19 protein-coding genes and 1 pseudogene are annotated in these 20,516 nt (G+C 67.7%); 11 read left to right on the forward strand and 9 right to left on the reverse strand.

What is annotated here, in order from left to right:
• The 6 genes from murJ to trxA form a co-directional block, all read left to right on the forward strand.
• Nucleotides 1-1,738: murein biosynthesis integral membrane protein MurJ (gene murJ, locus R6V09_RS20115; RefSeq protein ID WP_317882799.1), on the forward strand; the 1,738-nt coding region annotated here is incomplete at its 5' end.
• 117 nt (nucleotides 1,739-1,855) lie between these two features.
• Nucleotides 1,856-3,571, forward strand: a complete 1,716-nt coding sequence (locus R6V09_RS20120) for a protein kinase family protein (RefSeq protein WP_317882800.1) — start codon at nucleotides 1,856-1,858, stop codon at nucleotides 3,569-3,571.
• A 27-nt stretch (nucleotides 3,572-3,598) separates the two neighbouring features.
• Nucleotides 3,599-4,327: an RNA polymerase sigma factor SigM gene (sigM, locus tag R6V09_RS20125; RefSeq protein WP_317882801.1), complete on the forward strand. Its 729-nt coding sequence runs from the start codon at nucleotides 3,599-3,601 to the stop codon at nucleotides 4,325-4,327.
• Nucleotides 4,324-5,268 (forward strand): anti-sigma factor family protein, encoded by a 945-nt coding sequence (locus R6V09_RS20130; protein WP_317882802.1) that lies wholly within the window; start codon nucleotides 4,324-4,326, stop codon nucleotides 5,266-5,268. Before sigM ends, R6V09_RS20130 begins: the two co-directional genes overlap by 4 nt.
• A gap of 171 nt (nucleotides 5,269-5,439) precedes the next feature.
• On the forward strand, nucleotides 5,440-6,408 hold the full coding sequence (trxB, locus tag R6V09_RS20135; protein WP_317882803.1) for a thioredoxin-disulfide reductase: 969 nt from the start codon (nucleotides 5,440-5,442) through the stop codon (nucleotides 6,406-6,408).
• A 42-nt stretch (nucleotides 6,409-6,450) separates the two neighbouring features.
• On the forward strand, nucleotides 6,451-6,783 hold the full coding sequence (gene trxA, locus R6V09_RS20140; protein ID WP_007383275.1) for a thioredoxin: 333 nt from the start codon (nucleotides 6,451-6,453) through the stop codon (nucleotides 6,781-6,783).
• Between the two features lie 64 nt (nucleotides 6,784-6,847).
• Here the strand turns inward: trxA and R6V09_RS20145 are convergent, their stop codons facing one another.
• From R6V09_RS20145 to rpmH, 9 genes are all read right to left on the reverse strand, one after another.
• Entirely contained in the window at nucleotides 6,848-7,465 is a 618-nt protein-coding gene (locus R6V09_RS20145; protein ID WP_317882804.1) for a GNAT family N-acetyltransferase, read from the reverse strand.
• A 326-nt stretch (nucleotides 7,466-7,791) separates the two neighbouring features.
• Complete coding sequence (locus R6V09_RS20150) at nucleotides 7,792-8,892, reverse strand: ParB/RepB/Spo0J family partition protein (protein WP_317882805.1); 1,101 nt, start codon at nucleotides 8,890-8,892, stop codon at nucleotides 7,792-7,794.
• Complete coding sequence (locus tag R6V09_RS20155; protein ID WP_078532690.1) at nucleotides 8,889-9,962, reverse strand: ParA family protein; 1,074 nt, start codon at nucleotides 9,960-9,962, stop codon at nucleotides 8,889-8,891. The genes R6V09_RS20150 and R6V09_RS20155 overlap by 4 nt, the downstream gene beginning before the upstream one ends.
• Before the next feature lie 266 nt (nucleotides 9,963-10,228).
• Entirely contained in the window at nucleotides 10,229-10,945 is a 717-nt protein-coding gene (gene rsmG, locus R6V09_RS20160; protein ID WP_317882806.1) for a 16S rRNA (guanine(527)-N(7))-methyltransferase RsmG, read from the reverse strand.
• 135 nt (nucleotides 10,946-11,080) lie between these two features.
• Nucleotides 11,081-11,596, reverse strand: a complete 516-nt coding sequence (locus tag R6V09_RS20165; protein WP_200716169.1) for a Jag family protein — start codon at nucleotides 11,594-11,596, stop codon at nucleotides 11,081-11,083.
• Nucleotides 11,597-11,611: 15 nt separating this feature from the next.
• Nucleotides 11,612-12,904 carry a membrane protein insertase YidC gene (gene yidC, locus R6V09_RS20170; RefSeq protein WP_317882807.1) on the reverse strand — a complete coding sequence of 431 codons (1,293 nt, stop codon included), beginning with the start codon at nucleotides 12,902-12,904 and terminating at the stop codon, nucleotides 11,612-11,614.
• A gap of 3 nt (nucleotides 12,905-12,907) precedes the next feature.
• Nucleotides 12,908-13,261: a membrane protein insertion efficiency factor YidD gene (gene yidD / locus R6V09_RS20175; RefSeq protein WP_019073355.1), complete on the reverse strand. Its 354-nt coding sequence runs from the start codon at nucleotides 13,259-13,261 to the stop codon at nucleotides 12,908-12,910.
• On the reverse strand, nucleotides 13,258-13,629 hold the full coding sequence (rnpA, locus tag R6V09_RS20180) for a ribonuclease P protein component (RefSeq protein WP_078532680.1): 372 nt from the start codon (nucleotides 13,627-13,629) through the stop codon (nucleotides 13,258-13,260). The genes yidD and rnpA overlap by 4 nt, the downstream gene beginning before the upstream one ends.
• 21 nt (nucleotides 13,630-13,650) lie before the next feature.
• Nucleotides 13,651-13,788: a 50S ribosomal protein L34 gene (rpmH, locus tag R6V09_RS20185; RefSeq protein WP_006381191.1), complete on the reverse strand. Its 138-nt coding sequence runs from the start codon at nucleotides 13,786-13,788 to the stop codon at nucleotides 13,651-13,653.
• A gap of 399 nt (nucleotides 13,789-14,187) precedes the next feature.
• Here rpmH and dnaA point away from each other — a divergent pair, with 399 nt between their 5' ends.
• From dnaA to R6V09_RS20210, 5 genes and pseudogenes are all read left to right on the forward strand, one after another.
• Nucleotides 14,188-16,128, forward strand: a complete 1,941-nt coding sequence (dnaA, locus tag R6V09_RS20190) for a chromosomal replication initiator protein DnaA (RefSeq protein ID WP_317882808.1) — start codon at nucleotides 14,188-14,190, stop codon at nucleotides 16,126-16,128.
• A gap of 935 nt (nucleotides 16,129-17,063) precedes the next feature.
• Complete coding sequence (gene dnaN / locus R6V09_RS20195; RefSeq protein ID WP_019073352.1) at nucleotides 17,064-18,194, forward strand: DNA polymerase III subunit beta; 1,131 nt, start codon at nucleotides 17,064-17,066, stop codon at nucleotides 18,192-18,194.
• 149 nt (nucleotides 18,195-18,343) lie between these two features.
• The gene (gene gnd, locus R6V09_RS20200) at nucleotides 18,344-19,219 is read left to right on the forward strand and encodes a phosphogluconate dehydrogenase (NAD(+)-dependent, decarboxylating) (RefSeq protein WP_317882809.1); all 876 of its coding nucleotides are present in this window, start codon (nucleotides 18,344-18,346) and stop codon (nucleotides 19,217-19,219) included.
• A 61-nt stretch (nucleotides 19,220-19,280) separates the two neighbouring features.
• The gene (gene recF / locus R6V09_RS20205) at nucleotides 19,281-20,402 is read left to right on the forward strand and encodes a DNA replication/repair protein RecF (protein ID WP_317882810.1); all 1,122 of its coding nucleotides are present in this window, start codon (nucleotides 19,281-19,283) and stop codon (nucleotides 20,400-20,402) included.
• A 17-nt stretch (nucleotides 20,403-20,419) separates the two neighbouring features.
• Nucleotides 20,420-20,516, forward strand: a pseudogene (locus R6V09_RS20210) (DUF721 domain-containing protein); the annotation flags it as partial.

Below are 20,516 nucleotides of genomic sequence, written 5' to 3' on the forward strand. Positions count from 1 at the left end.
CTCGTGCCAGGCCCCCGTCGCGCCGTCCCCGGCACCGATGTACGACGCCACGATGCAGCTCACTCCTACGGCGCCGGCACCGGCACCGGCGGCTGCGGCCGCGAAGGGCGGTCGGGCCACGGGGCTGTTGAAGTCGAGTGCCGTGATGGCCGCGGGCACGATGGTCTCCCGCCTGACGGGCTTCGTCCGCTCCGCGCTGATCGTCTCTGCATTGGGCCTGGGCCTGCTCGGCGACTCCTTCCAGGTCGCCTACCAGTTGCCGACCATGATCTACATCCTGACTGTCGGCGGTGGCCTCAACTCGGTCTTCGTGCCCCAGTTGGTGCGCGCGATGAAAGACGACGAGGACGGCGGCGAGGCCTACGCCAACCGCCTGCTGACCCTCGTCGTGGTGGCCCTCGGTGGCCTCACCGCACTCGCGATGTTCGCGGCACCGCTCCTGGTGCGCATGCTCTCGGCATCGGTCGCCAACGACCCTGCCGCGAACGAGGTCGCCGTCACCTTCACCCGCTACTTCCTGCCCTCGATCTTCTTCATGGGCATCCACGTGGTGATGGGCCAGATCCTCAACGCCCGCGGCAGGTTCGGCGCGATGATGTGGACCCCGGTCCTGAACAACATCGTCATCATCGTGACGCTGGGCATGTTCATCTGGGTCTACGGCACCGCCGGCAGCTCCGGCATGACCGCCGGGAACATTCCGGCGGAAGGCCAACGGCTCCTGGGAATCGGAGTTCTCCTCGGGCTCGTCGTGCAGGCTCTGGCGATGATCCCGTATCTGCGGGAGACGGGATTCCGGCTGCGCCTGCGTTTCGACTGGAAGGGCCACGGCCTCGGCAAAGCCGCGATGCTCGCCAAGTGGACAGTCCTCTTCGTCCTCGCCAACCAAGCGGGCGCCATGGTCGTCACGCAGTTGTCCACCGCCTCCGGCAAGGATTCCGGCGTCTTGGGCACCGGTTTTGCCGCCTACGCCAACGCCCAGCTGATCTGGGGTCTGCCGCAGGCCATCATCACCGTCTCCCTGATGGCCGCCCTGCTGCCGCGGATCTCGCGCTCGGCCGCCGAGGGCGACAGCGGAGCCGTCCGCGACGACATCTCCCAGGGCCTGCGCACGACCGCCGTCGCCATCGTGCCCATCGCCTTCGGGCTCCTCGCCCTGGGTATCCCGATGTGCACCCTGATCTTCGGTTCCTCTGGCACCAGTTCAGCCACGAACATGGGCTTCATGCTGATGGCCTTCGCCCTCGGCCTGATCCCGTACTCGGTGCAGTACGTCGTCCTGCGCGCCTTCTACGCCTACGAGGACACCAGGACGCCCTTCTACAACACCGTCATCGTGGCCGCGGTCAACGCGGGCGCCTCGGCGGTCTGTTTCTTCGTGCTCCCGGCCCGCTGGGCCGTGGTCGGCATGGCGGCCTCGTACGGCCTCGCGTACGCAACCGGTGTCGGCGTCGCCTGGAACCGGCTGCGCAAGCGGCTCAACGGCGACCTGGACGGCACTCGGGTGCTGCGGACGTACGCTCGGCTCTGTATCGCCTCCGTGCCGGCCGCACTGCTCAGTGGTGCGGCCTGTTACGGGATCGGACATACGCTCGGCCAGGGTGTCGTCGGCTCGTTCGCCGCGCTTCTGGTGGGCGGTGCCGTACTGCTCGGAGTCTTCTACGTCGCCGCCCGCCGCATGCGTATCGAGGAGCTCAACTCCCTCGTCGGCATGGTGCGCGGGCGCTTGGGGCGCTGAGGCGGGGCACACGCACAACCATCGTCCGCCGCTGTGTGTCGTGCATAGCGGCAGACTGTGGGCACAATTGGTTTCGGCGTCGGACAGCGTGCAACGAATGGGGAGGCAGGAGCGGCGGTGGCGGAACGGAGCACGGCTGCCGTCGACGTGGCAGACAACAGCGGCGACGAGCCGCTGACCGCCAAGGCGGACCAGTCCACGGCCGACGGGGTGGCCCAGAACCCGGAGCGGGACACGGACAGCGACGAGGCACAGGGGAGCGGCGGGATCGAGGAAACCGAGAAGGCCTCACCTCCCGAACTGCACAGCGGACACAAGCTCGCCAGACGCTATCGACTCGAAGAGTGCGTCACTCGTCTGGACGGCTTCAGCAGTTGGCGCGCGGTGGACGAGAAACTTCGCCGCGCCGTCGGTGTGCACATCCTGCCCGCGGACCATGCCAGGGCCCGCTCTGTGCTGGCCGCGGCCCGTTCCTCGGCGCTGCTGGGTGATCCGCGTTTCGTCCAGGTCCTGGACGCCGTGGAGGAGAACGACCTCGTCTACGTCGTGCACGAATGGCTGCCCGACGCCACGGAACTGACGGCGCTTCTGGCGCCCGGCCCGCTGGAGGCGCACGACGCCTACCAGATGGTCAGTCAGATCGCCTCGGCGATGGCCGCCGCCCACCGCGAGGGCCTCGCCCATCTGCGCCTGAACCCGAACGCGGTGCTGCGCACCTCGTCCGGCCAGTGGCGCATCCGGGGTCTGGCCGTCAACGCCGCGCTGCGCGGCATCAGTTCGGAAACCCCGCAGCGCACGGACACGGAGGCGATCGGCGCCCTGCTGTACGCGGCGCTCACCCAGCGCTGGCCGTACGAGAGCGACGCCTACGGCCTGTCCGGGCTCCCCAAGGGCGTCGGTCTCATCGCTCCCGACCAGGTGCGCGCAGGTGTCCACCGAGGTCTCTCGGAGCTCGCCATGCGCGCGCTCGCCAACGACGGCGCCACGGCCTCCCGGCACGAAGCGGCGTGCACCACTCCGGAGGAACTGGTGAAGGCGATCGGCGAGATGCCCCGCATCCGCCCGCCGGAGCCCGCGTTCACCGCACCTCCCGAATACCAGCGCACGACCTACCAACAGGGCACGTACGGCCGCCCCGCGCCGCATCCCGGTGCCACCCAGGCGGTGCCGAGCCCGCCACCCCCGCTGCAGAGCCGTACCGGCAAAGCCCTCAAGTGGGCAGTGTCCGCGCTGCTGATCGCCGCGCTGGGCCTGGGCAGTTGGCAGCTCGCGGACGCGCTCATGGACCAGGGCAACAAGTCCGACGACACGAAGCAGACGCAGCCGACGGACGGGAACGACAAGAGCGGCGACAAGACCAATCCGGTCAAGGCGCTCTCCATCCAGGGCGCCCAGGAGTTCGTGGCGAAGGGCGACGCCCAGCACCCCAGGGACGTCGACAAGACGTACGACGGCGACCCGTCGACGTACTGGCGAACCTCCAGCTTCATAGGGGGCCCGGTGCTCGCGCCCTACAAGCCGGGCGTGGGCATCGTCTACGACCTCGGTTCGGCCCAGGACGTGTCCACGGCGACCATAGGGCTCTACTACAGCGGCGATCACACGACGGTGAAGCTCTACGCGGCGGACTCGCTGTCGCCCTCCTCGCTGGACTCCATGACGCAGATCGGCAGCGTCACGACGACCGGGACCAGTGCGACGGTGAAGGTCACCAAGCAGGTGAAGAGCCGGTACGTTCTTGTCTGGCTCACCGCTCTGCCGCACGCGGAGAGCGACCAGTACAGCGATGCCGGCTACAAGCAGGCCATCACCGACGTGAAGTTCACGGGCTGACGTCTCACCGAAGGGGGAGGGGGTCCGATGGCGGAAGGCGCCGGACACGACGGCATGAGCGATCAGGATCTGCTCGCCCGTCATGTCGAGGGCGACCCGGACGCCTTCGGTGAGCTCGTACGGCGCCACCGGGACCGCCTCTGGGCCGTGGCCCTCCGCACGCTGGGCGACCGCGAGGAGGCCGCTGACGCGGTCCAGGACGCCCTGGTCTCCGCCTACCGGGCTGCCCACACCTTCCGCGGCCAGTCGGCCGTCACGACGTGGCTGCACCGGATCACCGTGAACGCCTGCCTGGACCGCGCCCGTAAGGCCGCCTCCAGGAAGACGTCTCCGGTCGACGACACCGAGCGCCTCGAACAGCTCCTGGAGCCGCACGAGTCGGCCGCCGCCCCGGCGGAGCGCAACGACCTGCACCGCCAACTGCTGGAAGCCCTGGGCACCCTCCCGCCTGACCAGCGCGCCGCCCTCGTCCTCGTGGACATGCAGGGCTACCCGGTCGCGGAAGCCGCCCGCATCCTCGATGTGCCGACGGGCACGGTGAAGAGCCGCTGCGCCCGCGGAAGAGCCAGACTGCTTCCGCTCCTCACCCATCTGCGGCCGGAAAGAGCCGCTGACGGCGAGGAACCGGGCGCACGACGGAACCGGGCGCAGGGGACATCCGTCCCACCGGCAGCGGGACCACGCGACGCGTCGGGTCCCAAGGATGCAGGGCCGAGCGATTCAACTGCTGTGAAGGGCGGAGGTGGGCGAGCGTGACATCCACGACGGACATGGCCGGGCACCCGGACGTCGCGGAGATCTCCGACCTCACCGAGGGCCTTCTCCCGCCGTCCAGGACGACTGAGGTACGACAGCATCTGGATGAGTGCGAGCTCTGTGCGGATGTCTTTGACTCGCTGGAGGAGATCCGGGGACTGCTGGGCACGCTGCCCGGCCCACCACGGATGCCCGCCGAGATCGCGGGCCGTATCGACGCGGCCCTCGCCGCGGAGGCCCTGCTGGGTGCCACTGCGCCCGAGGCGCTGGCTGCGCCGATCTTGGTGAGTGCGTCCCGATCCGTGTCCGGCGAGGACATCGGGACGCATGTTTCACGTGAAACATCGCCTCCGACGGACCGCCCGTCAGGACGTGCGCATGCGGCGACGGGTCCCGGACGCAAGGAACGGAGTCGCGGCGGTCGTCGCGGGAGGATCGTCCTGGGAGCCGTGTTCACCGCGGCCGTTCTCGGAGCCGGTTCCCTGTTCCTCCAGTCGCTGGGCGACCACAAGACGTCCGACGCGGCTCATGGGAACCCGACCAGCGCCGCGGACACCTTCTCGAAGGGGAAGCTGGAGAGCGAAGTCGCGGATCTTCTCTCCTCGAAGACCGCCACGAGTCGGGGCCCCGGCACCGGGGATTCCTGGAACGCCGAAACTGCATCGGGCGGCCCGAAATCGTCCGTCAAGACACCCCAAACCCTGATCCAGCCCTCCGGCACCATCCCGAACTGCATCAGGCAAGGCATCAACCGCGGCGACGAGGATGTACTCGGCGCCAAGAAGGGCACCTACAAGGGGAGCGCCGCTTATCTGGTCGTGCTCCCCGACGCTTCCGACAACACCCGCGTCATGGCGTATGTCGTCGACGCGGCCTGTGTCGGTCGGCCGACATTCGCCCCTGGCAAGGTTCTTCTGACACGGTCGTACGCGCGTTCCTGACTACGGACGTCTTATCGCCGACCGGTGTGGTACTTCCCTCCTGTGTGCCGTCTCCGTGTGCCCGGACACACCGGGAATGCGGGCCCCGTAGGATCCGTTGGGTGGGGTGGAGGCTCTGACAGGGGCTCCCACCGGTCGTACTGACGCAGTCCAGAGACGAGGAACCAAGCCGTGAGCGACGTCCGAAACGTGATCATCATCGGCTCCGGGCCCGCCGGCTACACGGCGGCGCTCTACACCGCGCGCGCGTCGCTGAAGCCGCTGGTGTTCGAGGGCGCCGTCACCGCCGGTGGCGCACTGATGAACACCACCGAAGTCGAGAACTTCCCGGGCTTCCAGGACGGCATCATGGGCCCCGAGCTCATGGACAACATGCGCGCCCAGGCCGAGCGCTTCGGCGCCGAGCTGATCCCGGACGATGTGGTCTCCGTCGACCTGACCGGTGAGATCAAGACCGTCACGGACACCTCGGGCACCGTGCACAAGGCGAAGGCCGTCATCGTCACCACCGGCTCGCAGCACCGCAAGCTGGGCCTGCCGAACGAGGACGCCCTCTCCGGCCGGGGTGTCTCCTGGTGTGCCACCTGTGACGGGTTCTTCTTCAAGGACCAGGACATCGCCGTCATCGGCGGCGGCGACACTGCGATGGAGGAGGCTACCTTCCTCTCCCGCTTCGCCAAGTCCGTGACGATCGTCCACCGCCGGGACAGCCTGCGTGCCTCCAAGGCGATGCAGGAGCGTGCCTTCGCCGACCCGAAGATCAAGTTCGTCTGGGACAGCGAGGTCGCCGAGATCGAGGGCGACCCGAAGCTCGCCGGCCTCAAGCTGCGCAACCTGAAGACCGGGGAGCTCTCGGACCTCGCGGTGACGGGACTGTTCATCGCGATCGGCCACGACCCTCGTACGGAGCTCTTCAAGGGCCAGCTGGAGCTGGACGGGGAGGGCTACCTGAAGGTCGAGGCGCCCTCGACCCGGACCAACCTGACCGGTGTCTTCGGCGCCGGTGACGTCGTCGACCACACCTACCGCCAGGCGATCACCGCCGCCGGCACCGGCTGCTCCGCCGCTCTGGACACCGAGCACTTCCTTGCCGCCCTCGCGGACAAGGAGCAGGCAGAGCCCGCGAAGACCACCGTCTGACCCCCATCCGCCCCACCGCACGATCAAGTTAAGGAGCCCGCCGTGGCCGGCACTCTGAAGAATGTGACCGACGATTCCTTCGAGCAGGACGTCCTCAAGAGCGACAAGCCCGTCCTCGTGGACTTCTGGGCCGCCTGGTGCGGTCCGTGCCGTCAGATCGCTCCGTCCCTCGAAGCCATCGCCGCCGAGTACGGCGACAAGATCGAGATCGTCAAGCTCAACATCGACGAGAACCCGGGTACGGCCGCCAAGTACGGCGTGATGTCCATCCCGACCCTGAACGTCTACCAGGGTGGCGAGGTCGCCAAGACCATCGTCGGTGCGAAGCCGAAGGCCGCGATCGTGCGCGACCTTGAGGACTTCATCGCCGAGTGATGTTTCACGTGAAACACGAATGGGCCGGCTCCCCGGAGTCGGCCCATTTTGCTGTGGACCTGCCCTAGAGCGGTCGCAGCGCTGGTTCCTTCTGTACGGCCCCCAACAGCCGGTCGAGCGCCAGCTCCACGTCTTCCTTCCAGGAGAGCGTTGTGCGCAGCTCCAGCCGCAGTCGTGGATGGGCGGGATGCGGGCGGACCGTCTTGAAGCCCACGGCGAGCAGATGATCGGCGGGCAGCATGCAGGCAGGCCCTTTCCAGCGGGTGTCGCCGAAGGCCTCGATCGCCTTGAAGCCCCGCCGCAGCAGATCCTTGGCAACCGTCTGGACCATGACCCGGCCCAGCCCCTGTCCCTGATAGCCCGGCATGATGAACGCCGTCATCAGCTGCACAGCGTCCGGTGAGATGGGGCTCGTAGGGAACGCCGTGGAGCGAGGAACGTAGGCGGGGGGCGCGTAGAGGACGAAGCCCACCGGCACGTCATCGACGTAGACGACCCGTCCGCAGGAGCCCCAGTCAAGTAGGACGGCTGAGATCCAGGCTTCCTTCTCCAGGGTCGTCGTGCCCGCTCTTACCGCGGCTTGGCCGCTGACGGGGTCCAGCTCCCAGAAGACGCACGACCGGCAACGCTGGGGAATGTCCGGGAGGTTGTCCAACGTGAGCGGTACGAGCCGACGCCCCATGAAGGCTGATCCTCGCTTCCTTCGCCCGCAGCGTCGCGAGCGGCTGTCAGAGCGCTGCGTTCCCTGAGCAGACTGCCGACGAACCCGCCGACCGCCCCCAGGCCCAGACCTGCGCTCACCAGTCCGGTTCGGCTCACCGTTCGCATGGCCCCCGCCTCCCCTAAGAGGTGCTGCCAGGTGGATGCGCCATACCCGAACGCATCGTATCCATGATGCGATTGCATCGATACCGACAGAAAGCAAAGAGCGAGCCGTGTTCCGGTACACACCGGACACGGCTCGCTCTGCAGGCGGGGCCAACGAATCCCATGCCGTGAGAGGACGGCTCAGGCTTCGTCCTCCGCGTCGTCGTCCAGGAGGCTCCTCTGCAGGACCGGCCCCTCACCCGGAGCCAGCGAGCCGAGGATGCGCTCAAGGTCCTCCATCGAGGCGAACTCGACAGTGATCTTGCCCTTCTTCTGCCCCAGGTCGACCTTCACCCGGGTCTCGAAGCGATCCGAGAGGCGCGTAGCAAGGTCGCTCAGCGCCGGGGAGACCAGGGCGCCGGCCCGTGGCCCCTTGGAGCGCTGAGCAGTCTGGGGCCGTGAACCCATCAGGGTCACGATCTCCTCGACGGCCCGCACGGAGAGCCCCTCCGCCACGATCCGGTGAGCCAGCCGGTCCTGCTCCTCCGAGTCGTCCACGGAGAGCAGTGCCCGGGCGTGGCCTGCGGAGAGCACTCCGGCCGCGACCCGGCGCTGGACCGACGGCGAGAGCTTCAGCAGACGCAGGGTGTTGGAGACCTGCGGGCGGGAACGCCCGATACGGTCCGCCAACTGGTCGTGCGTGCAGTTGAAGTCCTTGAGCAACTGATCGTAGGCAGCGGCCTCTTCGAGCGGGTTCAGCTGGGCGCGATGCAGGTTCTCCAGGAGTGCGTCCAGGAGAAGCTTGTCGTCGTCCGTTGCCCGCACGATCGCCGGGATCGCCTCAAGCCCTGCCTCACGGCAGGCCCGCCAGCGCCGCTCGCCCATGATGAGCTCGTAGCGCGTCGGGGCGATCTGCCGTACGACGACGGGCTGGAGGAGGCCGACCTCCTTGATGGAGGTGACGAGCTCCTGCAGCGCGTCCTCGTCGAAGACCTCACGCGGCTGGCGGGAGTTCGGCGTGATGGAGTCGAGAGGCAGCTCGGCGAAGTGGGCACCGATGGGAGGCGCGAACGTCTCCACGGCGCCGTACGACGACTCCTCTGTGTCGTAGGAAACCGGCGGCAAGGTGGTGACCTTCGCCGCGGCCACCCCTCGGTCGCCGTTGATGACCGGAACGGCCGTGGGGGACGCGGAAGCAGCACCGCCTCCCATGGCGGCCGGAGCCACCGTCTTCTCCCCGGTCGGGGCTGCGGGGATCAGTGCGCCGAGCCCACGGCCCAAACCCCTCCGTCGCTCGCTCACTGGATGCCCTCCACCATGCTCTGGTCGCTCTGCGCGCCGATGTGCGCATGTGGTGCGTCGTAGCTGACGCCCACACCCTTCAGTGCGATTTCCCTTGCTGCTTCAAAGTAGGAGAGGGCACCGCTCGATCCGGGATCGTAGGTCAGTACCGTCTGCCCATAACTCGGCGCCTCGGAGATACGGACCGAGCGGGGAATGCTCGTCCGCAGTACCTCGTCGCCGAAGTGGCTGCGCACCTCGTCCGCGACCTGGGACGCGAGGCGCGTCCGGCCGTCGTACATGGTGAGCAGGATGGTCGACACATGCAGGTTGGGGTTGAGGTGTCCCCGCACCAGGTCGACATTGCGGAGCAGTTGTCCGAGGCCCTCCAGCGCGTAGTACTCGCACTGGATCGGGATGAGAACCTCCGCACCGGCGACCAGCGCATTGACCGTCAGCAGGCCGAGCGAGGGCGGACAGTCGATGAGGATGTAGTCCAACGGCTGCTCGTAGGCCTGAATCGCCCGCTGCAGTCTGCTCTCTCTCGCCACCAGGGACACAAGCTCGATCTCCGCACCGGCGAGATCGATCGTGGCAGGGGCACAGAAGAGACCCTCGACATCGGGAACCGGCTGAACAACCTCGGAGAGAGGCCGGCTGTCGACCAACACGTCATAGATGGAAGGAACTTCGGCGTGATGGTCGATCCCCAGTGCCGTGGAAGCGTTGCCCTGTGGGTCGAGGTCGACCACCAGAACACGGGCACCGTGCAGTGCCAGCGAAGCGGCAAGATTGACGGTCGTCGTCGTCTTGCCCACCCCGCCCTTCTGGTTGGCGACAACCATGATTCGGGTCTGCTCAGGTCGCGGCAGGCCCTCGCCCGCACGACCTAGGGCTTCCACAGCCAGTTGGGCAGCACGACCGATGGGAGTGTCGTCCATAGGGGGCGGTGTTTCACGTGAAACATCCTCCCCCATCGACTCGGTACGGGGACCGGGGACCGGATCGGTCATCGGTCCCGCGATGTTGGCGTCGGACCGCAAGGATTCACTCTCCTCGACTTCAGGCTCGCAATGAACAGAGCCTCCCATGTCTTCAGGGTCGTGAACCAGTGAGGCCTGTTGTTCTGTGGAGAATTCCACCTCTGTGGACAACTCCGTGCCCTCTCCGAGTGATCCGAGAGGCTTCCGGTCGCGGGGTTCGGCCGCGGCGCGGGTGCGACCGATGATGCCGTGTAGCAGTGAGCGACGTTTCACGTGAAACACGATGCACAGCAGCCGAGGCCGAACTGTCCGCGACACTCCGGCATGCGTAGGTTTGGCAGCTTGTGTGGAGTAAGTCTCGTCGTCAGGACGGATCAGCGACGGCGGCGGGTCCGCCCGGTGCGCGCTGCCTTAGCGCGCTTGGCGGCGAAGCGGACACCACCGGGACTCTCCCCGACCTCGACACGCACGACCGTGGAGAGCGGATCCACGATGCCCTCGCCCACATGGAGGATGGATGTCTCCACAGCACCGAGCTTGCTCAGGGCCGTTGCCGCCGCCTTGAGCTCTTCCTCGGCGGTGTCGCCCTTGAGGGCGAGCATCTCTCCGTAGGGACGCAGCAACGGAATGCCCCAGGTGGCCAGCCGGTCCAGCGGTGCCACGGCCCGTGCCGTCACCACATGGACGGGCTGCAACTTACCCATGACCTCTTCGGCCCGACCGCGCACAACGGTCACATGGTCCAGGCCCAGCAGCTCGACGACCTCGGCGAGGAAGTTGGTCCGCCGCAGGAGGGGCTCCAGCAGCGTGATCTTCAGGTCCTCCCTGACGAGCGCCAGAGGAATGCCTGGAAGGCCGGCCCCCGAACCGACGTCGCAGACGGTCACGCTCTCCGGCACGACCTCCGAGAGCACCGCACAGTTCAGGATGTGCCGTTCCCACAGGCGGGGCACCTCGCGTGGGCCGATGAGACCACGCTGCACGCCCGCGTCGGCGAGCAGCTCGGCGTATCGGACCGCATCCTCGAAGCGATCGCCGAACACCTCGCGCGCCTGCTCGGGCGCAGGGGGAAGCTCCGCTGCCTCCGTCACGGGGGACCGTCCTTCCGTACCGCAAGAGCGCATGGGGCGCTGACCATCAGGACCACCAGAACTACAGGACTATCAGGCTGACAAAGTTCGGCCCCGTCTGCTCAACAGACGGGGCCGGTGGAACGTTGGGACCAATCAGGCGGGAAGCACGACGACGAAGCGCTGCGGCTCCTCGCCCTCGGACTCGCTGCGCAGTCCCGCGGCCTTGACGGCGTCGTGCACGACCTTGCGCTCGAACGGCGTCATCGGGTTCAGCTTCACCGGCTCGCCGGTGTTCTTCACGTCGGCCGCGGTCTTGGCGCCCAGCTCGGAGAGCTCGGTCCGCTTCTTGGCGCGGTAGCCGGCGATGTCCAGCATCAGCCGGCTGCGGTCCCCGGTTTCCCGGTGCACGGCCAGGCGGGTGAGCTCCTGGAGTGCTTCCAGCACCTCACCGTCACGACCGACGAGCTTCTGGAGGTCGCGGCCGCTGCTGTCGCTGATGATCGAGACAGCGGCGCGGTCGGCCTCGACATCCATGTCGATGTCGCCGTCGAGATCGGCGATGTCCAGCAGACCCTCAAGGTAGTCCGCCGCGATCTCGCCCTCCTGCTCCAGGCGGGACAGGGTGTCTGCACCCTCAGCAGCGGCGGAGGTGGTGGTGCCTTCCGTCACGGGATGGACTCCTTCTTACTTCTTGGACGGGGACTTGGGTCGCTGCGGACCCTTGCGCTGTCCGGACTGGGCCTTGCTGCGGGTACCGCCGGCAGGCTTCGGGGCGGCCTTCTTGGCGGCGGTGGCGGGCTTGGCGTCCTCGGGTTCGTCCGACTTGCTCAGCGAGGTCTTCGGCTCGGCGTCGGCGGCCGTGTCGTCAGCACTTTCGTCGGCCGCCTTCGCGGCGCCGGACTGGCGCTGGGACTTGGACTGCCGCTTGGGCTGCTGGCGCTTGGGTGCGGCCGTGGTGGGCGTGCCGTCCTCGGACTCCACCGCTGCCTCGCCCTTCGCCACAGTCCCGTCGGCCTGAGCCACGAGGCCCACCTTGGTGAGGCTGTTGATGAACTTGCGCTCGAACTCGTTACGCTCACGGCCCTTGGAGACGATCGCCTTGACGATGGCCTTCTCACCCCGGCTGCGGGTCTTCTCGTGGTGCGTGACGTGCTTGGTCAGGCGCTCCAGGTAGGCGGCCTGGGCCTTGGAACCCGGGGTCGGGTTGTTGCGGATCACGTACATCTGCTGGCCCATGGTCCACACGTTGGTGGTCAGCCAGTAGACGAGGACACCGACGGGGAAGTTGATGCCGAAGATGGCGAACATGACCGGGAAGACGTACATCAGCATCTTCTGCTGCTGCATGAACGGTGTCTTCACCGTGGTGTCGACGTTCTTCGTCATCAGCTGGCGCTGCGTGTAGAACTGCGACGCAGACATCATCACGATCATGATCGCGGTGACGACCCGGACGTCGGTCAGCGTGGCACCGAGCGCCGCTACCTTGCTGCTGCCGTCCGTGAACTTCGCGGCGAGCGGGGCACCGAAGATGTGCGCATTACGCGCGCTGGCGAGCAGCGAGTCGTTGATGACGCCGATCGTCGAGCCCGTCGCGATGCCGTTGAGCACGTGGTACAGGGCGAAGAAGAACGGGGACTGCGCCAGGATGGGAAGGCACGAGGAGAGCGGGTTGGTACCCGACTCCTTGTACAGCTTCATCATCTCTTCGGACTGACGCTGCTTGTCGTTCTTGTAGCGTTCCTGGATCTTCTTCATCTCGGGCTGCAGGGTCTGCATGGCCCGGGTCGCCTTGATCTGCTTCACGAAGAGCGGGATCAGACAGATGCGGATCAGGATCACCAGGGACACGATGGACAGGCCCCAGGCCCAGCCCGTGTCGGGACCGAAGACCTTCCCGTACACCGAGTGGAACTGGACGATGACCCAGGAAACGGGTGTCGTGATGAAGCTGAAAAGACTGGCAATCGTGTCCACTAATCATGCTCCTTGGGCATGGGACGGTGTCTCTGCGGCCGGGCTCGAAGGACTCAGCCCTTCAGTGGCCGTTTCGGCGGCGGAGGTCCCGCCCTTGTCTGCGCGCCGTGCGCCTCGCAGCATCTCGTGCCACCGCGGACGCTTGCGCGGCGGGACATGGTCCACACCGCCGAGCGACCACGGATTGCACCGCAGGATGCGCCAGGCCGTGAGCGCGGTGCCCTTGATCGCGCCGTGCCGGTCGATGGCCGTATAGCCGTAGTGGGAGCACGACGGGTAGTACTTGCACACCGGCCCCAGCAGTGGACTGATCGTCCACTGGTACAGCTTGATCAGTGCCAGCAGTGGGTACTTCATCGCGCGCCCCCTCCCAGCAGCCGCTGAACGGCGGCATCCAGGTCTTGGGCCAGCTGTGCATGGTCGGCGTCGCCCGCTCCGGGCAGCGCTCGTACGACTACCAGGCTACCGGGGGGAAACAGAGCGACTCGCTCACGCATCAGATGGCGAAGTCTGCGCTTCACTTTGTTGCGCACCACGGCGCCGCCCACTGCCTTGCTGACGACGAAACCCGCACGCGTCGGGGGAGCGCTCTCCCCTGGCGCGTGCGGGTCCGTGGCACCGCTACGAAAGTGGACGACGAGAAGCGGGCGGCCAGCCCGGCGACCCCGTCGTACCGCGGTCGCGAAGTCCTCGCGCCGCCTCAGCCGATGCTCGGTAGGCAGCACGACGTCATGACCTGATCGGGATCAGGCGGACAGGCTGGCGCGACCCTTGCCACGACGGTTCGCGAGAATCGCGCGACCGGCACGGGTACGCATCCGCAGGCGGAAGCCGTGGGTCTTGGCCCGACGACGGTTGTTCGGCTGGAAGGTGCGCTTGCTCACGAGGGGGCTCCAGAAATAAATCGGTGGTTGCGGGTGCCGTCCTGGCTGTCACCGTGCGCCCACGAGTAGCTCGCAGTAACGCCCGAGTGCACCGCTGACCGATCACCCACATGCGATCTGTGCCCATCGGAGGCAGGCGGCAGCAGCCATCGACAACTCGACCTGGTCACGGTACGCGGGGCTACGCCATCCGGTCAAACCAGCGGTCACAGCGAGACACTATCCACAGGCTGGGGACAACAACTTGAACCGCACCCGTCGCCCTGACTACCGTGGCTGGACTCTGATTCGTTCCTTTGTCCCCCGCCCCGACACCTTTTTCCCCTGCGTCCCACCCGATTTACATCCCGTCCCGTCCGCGAACCACACGTTCGTGGGACCCGTGAGAGAGCGTGCCCTGTGGCTGACGTACCTGCCGATCTTGCCGCAGTGTGGCCACGAGTGCTGGAGCAACTTCTCGGTGAGGGGCGTGGGCAGGGTGTCGAGACCAAGGACGAGCACTGGATCCGGCGCTGCCAGCCCCTGGCACTCGTCGCAGACACCGCCTTGCTCGCCGTACCGAACGAATTTGCGAAGGGCGTGCTCGAAGGTCGCCTCGCGCCGATCGTCAGCGAGACCCTGAGCCGCGAGTGCGGCCGGCCGATCCGGATCGCGATCACCGTCGACGACTCCGCGGGCGAGCCCCCTGGCCCGCCGGCACCCCCCGCCCCGCCCCAGCGCCGCTACGAGGAACCCGAGCAGAACCGGGACCCGTACGAGGGCGGCTACGGCCGTCATCGCGCCGAGCCGCTCCCGGGCGGCCCCGGCGACCAGCTGCCCACCGCCCGTCCCGCCTACCCGTCGGAGTACCAGCGGCCCGAGCCCGGCGCCTGGCCGCGGCCGTCGCAGGACGACTACGGCTGGCAGCAGCAGCGACTCGGCTTCCCCGACCGGGATCCGTACGCGTCACCGTCCCAGGACCAGTACGGGCCGCCTGCACAGGATCAGTACGGCTCGCCGTCCCCGGATCAGTACGGAGCACCGCCCCAGGACTCCTACAAGCCGCAGCAGGACCAGTACGCGCCGCCGACGCAGGAGTACCGCCCGCAGTCGATGGAGCGTCCGTCGTACGAGCAGCAGCGCGCGGAGTACGAGCAGTCGCGGGCCGAGTACGAGCAGTCCCGCGCGGAGTACAACCAGCGCGACGCGCGCCGTGATCTGTCCGACTCGCGTTCGTCGTCGAACTCCGGCCATGTGCACCGCGGCGGTCCGGGATCGCCCGGTCCGCTGGGCTCGAAGCCCGCGCCGGCGGCCGGCCCGGGTGAGCCGACCGCGCGCCTGAACCCGAAGTACCTCTTCGACACGTTCGTGATCGGTGCCTCGAACCGCTTCGCGCACGCCGCCGCGGTCGCTGTCGCCGAGGCGCCCGCGAAGGCGTACAACCCCCTTTTCATCTATGGGGAGTCGGGGCTCGGCAAGACGCACCTGCTGCACGCGATCGGGCACTACGCGCGGAGCCTGTACCCCGGCACTCGCGTGCGGTACGTGAGCTCCGAGGAGTTCACCAACGAGTTCATCAACTCCATCCGCGACGGCAAGGGCGACAGCTTCCGCAAGCGGTACCGCGAGATGGACATCCTTCTTGTCGACGACATCCAGTTCCTCGCGGACAAGGAGTCGACGCAGGAGGAGTTCTTCCACACCTTCAACACGCTCCACAACGCCAACAAGCAGATCGTGCTCTCCAGCGACCGGCCGCCGAAGCAGCTGGTCACGCTGGAGGACCGGCTGCGGAACCGTTTCGAGTGGGGCCTGATCACCGACGTCCAGCCGCCCGAGCTGGAGACCCGTATCGCCATCCTTCGTAAGAAGGCGGTGCAGGAGCAGCTCAACGCCCCGCCGGAGGTCCTGGAGTTCATCGCCTCCCGCATCTCGCGCAACATCCGCGAGCTGGAGGGGGCGCTGATCCGGGTGACGGCGTTCGCGTCGCTCAACCGGCAGCCGGTGGACCTCGGTCTCACCGAGATCGTCCTCAAGGACCTCATCCCGGGCGGCGAGGACTCGACCCCGGAGATCACCGCGTCGGCGATCATGGGAGCGACCGCCGACTACTTCGGCATCACGGTCGAGGACCTGTGCGGCAGTTCGCGCGGGCGCCAGCTGGTCACGGCCCGGCAGATCGCCATGTACGTGTGCCGTGAACTGACCGACCTCTCCCTGCCGAAGATCGGCGCGCAGTTCGGCGGTCGCGACCACACCACCGTCATGCACGCCGACCGCAAGATCCGCGCCCTGATGGCCGAGCGCCGCTCGATCTACAACCAGGTCACCGAACTGACCAACCGCATCAAGAACGGCTGACGGCCACAGAGTTACGGCGCCCAGGGCGCTCCGGGATCTCTCCCGGAGCGCCCTTCGTCATGCCGAAAGGCGCGTCCGAAGGCGACTTCAGAGGCTTCCTGAGCCGATCCGGGACTGGTCCGTCGCTCATCCACAGCTGTGCGTAGACCGCCCGCTGTTCGAATACCTGCCGGGTTACGGCCGCCCTCCACAGATTTGGTGACTTTCTTCCGTCCACATCCTGGGGACTGCGAAGTTGTCCAGATCGTGTCCACAGGCGCCTCGGGTGAGAGACCATCAGTCCAGGTCAGATGCTTGTGGATTCGTGGACAAAAGATCTCCACAGGCTGTGGACAAATCCGTGATCCACAGGCTGGGGACGGAGTTGTCCACCGACAACCCACAGGCTGGACCCGGTTGTCCCCAGCGATCCCCAGCTTCTCCACACCGCTGTCCACTGTTCGGCAACGCGACGCGCCATCTCACCGTGTCGAGTGAAAGGCGTCACACGAAGGTGCCGGGTTGGGCTGTGGGAAAGGTGGGTAAAGCTGGGGACGGCGCTGGGGAGAAGTGGCCCTCGGCTGTGCATGGGGTGTGCAGAACTTTCCGTTCTCCACAGAAACCCGAGGTTGTCCACCGCCGTCACCCACAGGACCGGTGGACAAAATTCCCGCTCTGAGCTGGGAAAACGGGGTTATCCACGGTATCCACAGCCCCTACTACTACTAGCAACTAGAGAGAGCTGGGAAACCGTTTCGAAGCGGGGCCTGTGCACAACTCGCGCTTCGTCGCCCGACCGCCCCTCGTCACGACTTGACCCCGAGAGGCACCTACTGTCAGTGCCGTGCGTCAGACTGTTCCCGGATGTCCTTCCCCTCACAGGGACCGACGACACCGAGACAGACGACGAAGCCAGGCAGGCCGAGAAGCGCCGGCAACAGCAGGAGGCGGCAACAGTGAAGATCCGGGTGGAACGCGACGTACTCGCGGAGGCAGTTGCCTGGGCGGCACGCAGCCTCCCGGCCCGTCCGCCGGCGCCGGTCCTCGCCGGCCTCCTGCTGAAGTCCGAGGAGGGGCAGCTGAGCCTGTCCAGCTTCGACTACGAGGTCTCCGCGCGCGTGTCGGTCGACGCCGAGGTCGAGGAGGAGGGCACCGTCCTCGTCTCCGGCCGGCTGCTCGCCGACATCTGCCGCGCCCTTCCCAACCGGCCGGTGGAGATTTCCACAGACGGTGTACGGGCGACGGTGGTCTGCGGCTCCTCCCGCTTCACGCTGCACACACTGCCTGTGGAGGAGTACCCGGCGCTGCCGCAGATGCCGGGCGCGACCGGCACCGTCCCCGGTGAGGTGTTCGCCTCGGCCGCCGCTCAGGTGGCCATCGCCGCCGGGCGCGACGACACGCTGCCCGTCCTCACCGGTGTGCGCATCGAGATCGAGGGCGACACGGTGACGCTGGCGTCCACCGACCGCTACCGCTTCGCGGTCCGCGAGTTCCTGTGGAAGCCGGAGAACCCGGAGGCGTCCGCGGTCGCCCTGGTGCCCGCCAAGACGCTCCTGGACACCGCCAAGGCCCTCACGAGCGGCGACAGCGTGATCCTGGCGCTGTCCGGCTCGGGCGCGGGCGAGGGCCTCATCGGCTTCGAGGGCGCCGGTCGCCGTACGACGACCCGCCTCCTGGAGGGCGACCTCCCGAAGTACCGCTCGCTGTTCCCGACGGAGTTCAACTCCATCGCCGTGATCGAGACCGCCCCCTTTGTGGAGGCCGTCAAGCGCGTGGCCCTGGTCGCCGAGCGCAACACGCCGGTGCGGCTGAGCTTCGAGCAGGGCGTGCTGATCCTGGAGGCCGGTTCCAGCGACGACGCACAGGCTGTGGAGCGGGTCGACGCGAACCTTGAGGGCGACGACGTGTCGATCGCCTTCAACCCGACGTTCCTGCTGGACGGCCTGAGCGCCATCGACTCCCCGGTGGCCCAGCTGTCGTTCACGACCTCCACCAAGCCCGCGCTGCTCAGCGGCAAGCCGGCCCTGGACGCCGAGGCGGACGAGGCCTACAAGTACCTGATCATGCCGGTCCGCCTGAGCGGCTGATCCAGACCGACGAGAACACCGCAGGTCGGGGCATACGGCCTAGTACTTCTGAGCGCGTATGCCCACAGGTGTGCATGACCGTCCGGGTTTAGGCTCGGACACAGGTACGCAAGTGCCCTCATGCCACGTCGCACCCTAAGGAACAACTGATGGAGCTCGGTCTCGTCGGCCTCGGCAAGATGGGCGGCAACATGCGCGAGCGCATCCGCCGCGCAGGCCACACCGTCATCGGATACGACCGCAACCCGGACCTCGCCGATGTCCACAGCCTGGGAGAGCTTGTGGACAGGCTCAAGGGCCCCCGCGTCGTGTGGGTGATGGTCCCGGCCGGCGCCGCCACCCAGTCGACCGTCGACGAGCTGGGCGAGCTTCTGGAGCCCGGTGACGTCGTCGTGGACGGCGGCAACTCGCGCTGGACGGACGACGAGAAGCACGCCGAGGAGCTGGGCGCCAAGGGCATCGGCTTCGTCGACGCGGGGGTCTCAGGCGGCGTCTGGGGCCTGAAGAACGGCTACGCACTCATGGTCGGCGGCGACGCCGAGAACATCGCCAAGGTTCAGCCGGTCTTCGACGCCCTCAAGCCCGAGGGCGAGTTCGGGTTCGTGCACGCCGGCAAGGTGGGCGCCGGGCACTTCTCCAAGATGGTCCACAACGGCATCGAGTACGCCATGATGCAGGCCTACGCCGAGGGCTGGGAACTGCTGGAGAAGGTCGACTCGGTGACGGACGTCCGCGAGGTCTTCCGCTCCTGGCAGGAGGGCACGGTCATCCGTTCCTGGCTGCTCGACCTGGCCGTCAACGCCCTTGACGACGACGAGCACCTGGACAAGCTCAAGGGCTACGCCGAGGACTCCGGCGAGGGCCGCTGGACCGTCGAGGCCGCTATCGACAACGCCGTGCCGCTGCCGGCGATCACGGCCTCCCTGTTCGCGCGGTTCGCGTCGCGCCAGGAGGACTCGCCGCAGATGAAGATGGTCGCGGCGCTGCGCAACCAGTTCGGCGGCCACGCCGTCGAGACCAAGTAATCCACAGATCCACAGGCCGCGGCCCGTGGATCCACAACCTGGGGGAGGTCGGCGAACGACCATGCACGTCACGCATCTGTCGCTGGCCGACTTCCGCTCGTACGCCGGGGTCGACGTCCCGCTCGACCCCGGCGTCACCGCGTTCGTGGGCCCCAACGGGCAGGGCAAGACCAACCTCGTCGAGGCCATCGGCTATCTCGCCACCCTGGGCAGTCACCGAGTCTCCTCCGACGCCCCGCTGGTCCGGGTGGGCGCCGACCGCGCGATCATCCGGGCGCAGGTCAGACAGGGCGAGCGGCAGCAACTGGTCGAGCTGGAGCTGAACCCCGGCCGCGCCAACCGCGCCCGCATCAACCGGTCCTCGCAGGTCAGACCACGTGATGTGCTGGGCATCGTACGGACCGTGCTGTTCGCGCCCGAGGACCTCGCGCTGGTGAAGGGTGACCCCGGGGAGCGGCGGCGTTTTCTGGACGAGCTGATCACCGCGCGCTCGCCGCGCATGGCCGGTGTGCGGTCCGACTACGAGCGGGTGCTCAAGCAGCGCAACACCCTGCTGAAGTCGGCCGCGTTGGCGCGGCGGCACGGCGGGCGCTCGATGGATCTGTCCACGCTCGACGTGTGGGACCAGCATCTCGCGCGCGTGGGCGCCGAGTTGCTCTCCCAGCGGCTCGATCTGATCGCCGCGGTGCAGCCCCTCACCGACAAGGCGTACGAGCAACTCGCCCCCGGCGGTGGCCCGGTGGCCCTGGAGTACAAGCCGTCGGCGCCCGGTGAGGCGCACACGCGTGAGGACCTCTACGAGCAGCTGATGGCGGCGATCGCGGAGGCGCGCAAGCAGGAGATCGAGCGGGGCGTCACCCTCGTAGGACCCCATCGGGACGATTTGATTCTCAAACTCGGTCAGTTGCCGGCCAAGGGGTACGCCTCGCACGGGGAGTCCTGGTCGTACGCGCTGGCGCTCCGGCTCGCCTCGTACGACCTGCTCAGGGGCGAGGGCAATGAGCCGGTGCTCGTGCTCGACGACGTGTTCGCCGAGCTGGACACGCGGCGTCGGGAGCGGCTGGCCGAGCTGGTGGCGCCCGGTGAGCAGGTGCTGGTGACGGCGGCGGTCGACGACGACGTGCCGCATGTACTGGCGGGGACGCGGTACAGCGTGGCGGACGGGGCAGTGGAGCGCGTATGAGCACCGAGGAAGAACCCGCGCCCAAGAAGGCGGCCGAGCCCTCCGGCGTCGACCTCGCGCGCGTGGCGCTGCGCGCCGCGAAGGAACAGGCACGCGCGCGTGGGGACGCGGCGC

Source organism: Streptomyces sp. W16, from assembly GCF_033194735.1.
GTDB lineage: Bacteria > Actinomycetota > Actinomycetes > Streptomycetales > Streptomycetaceae > Streptomyces.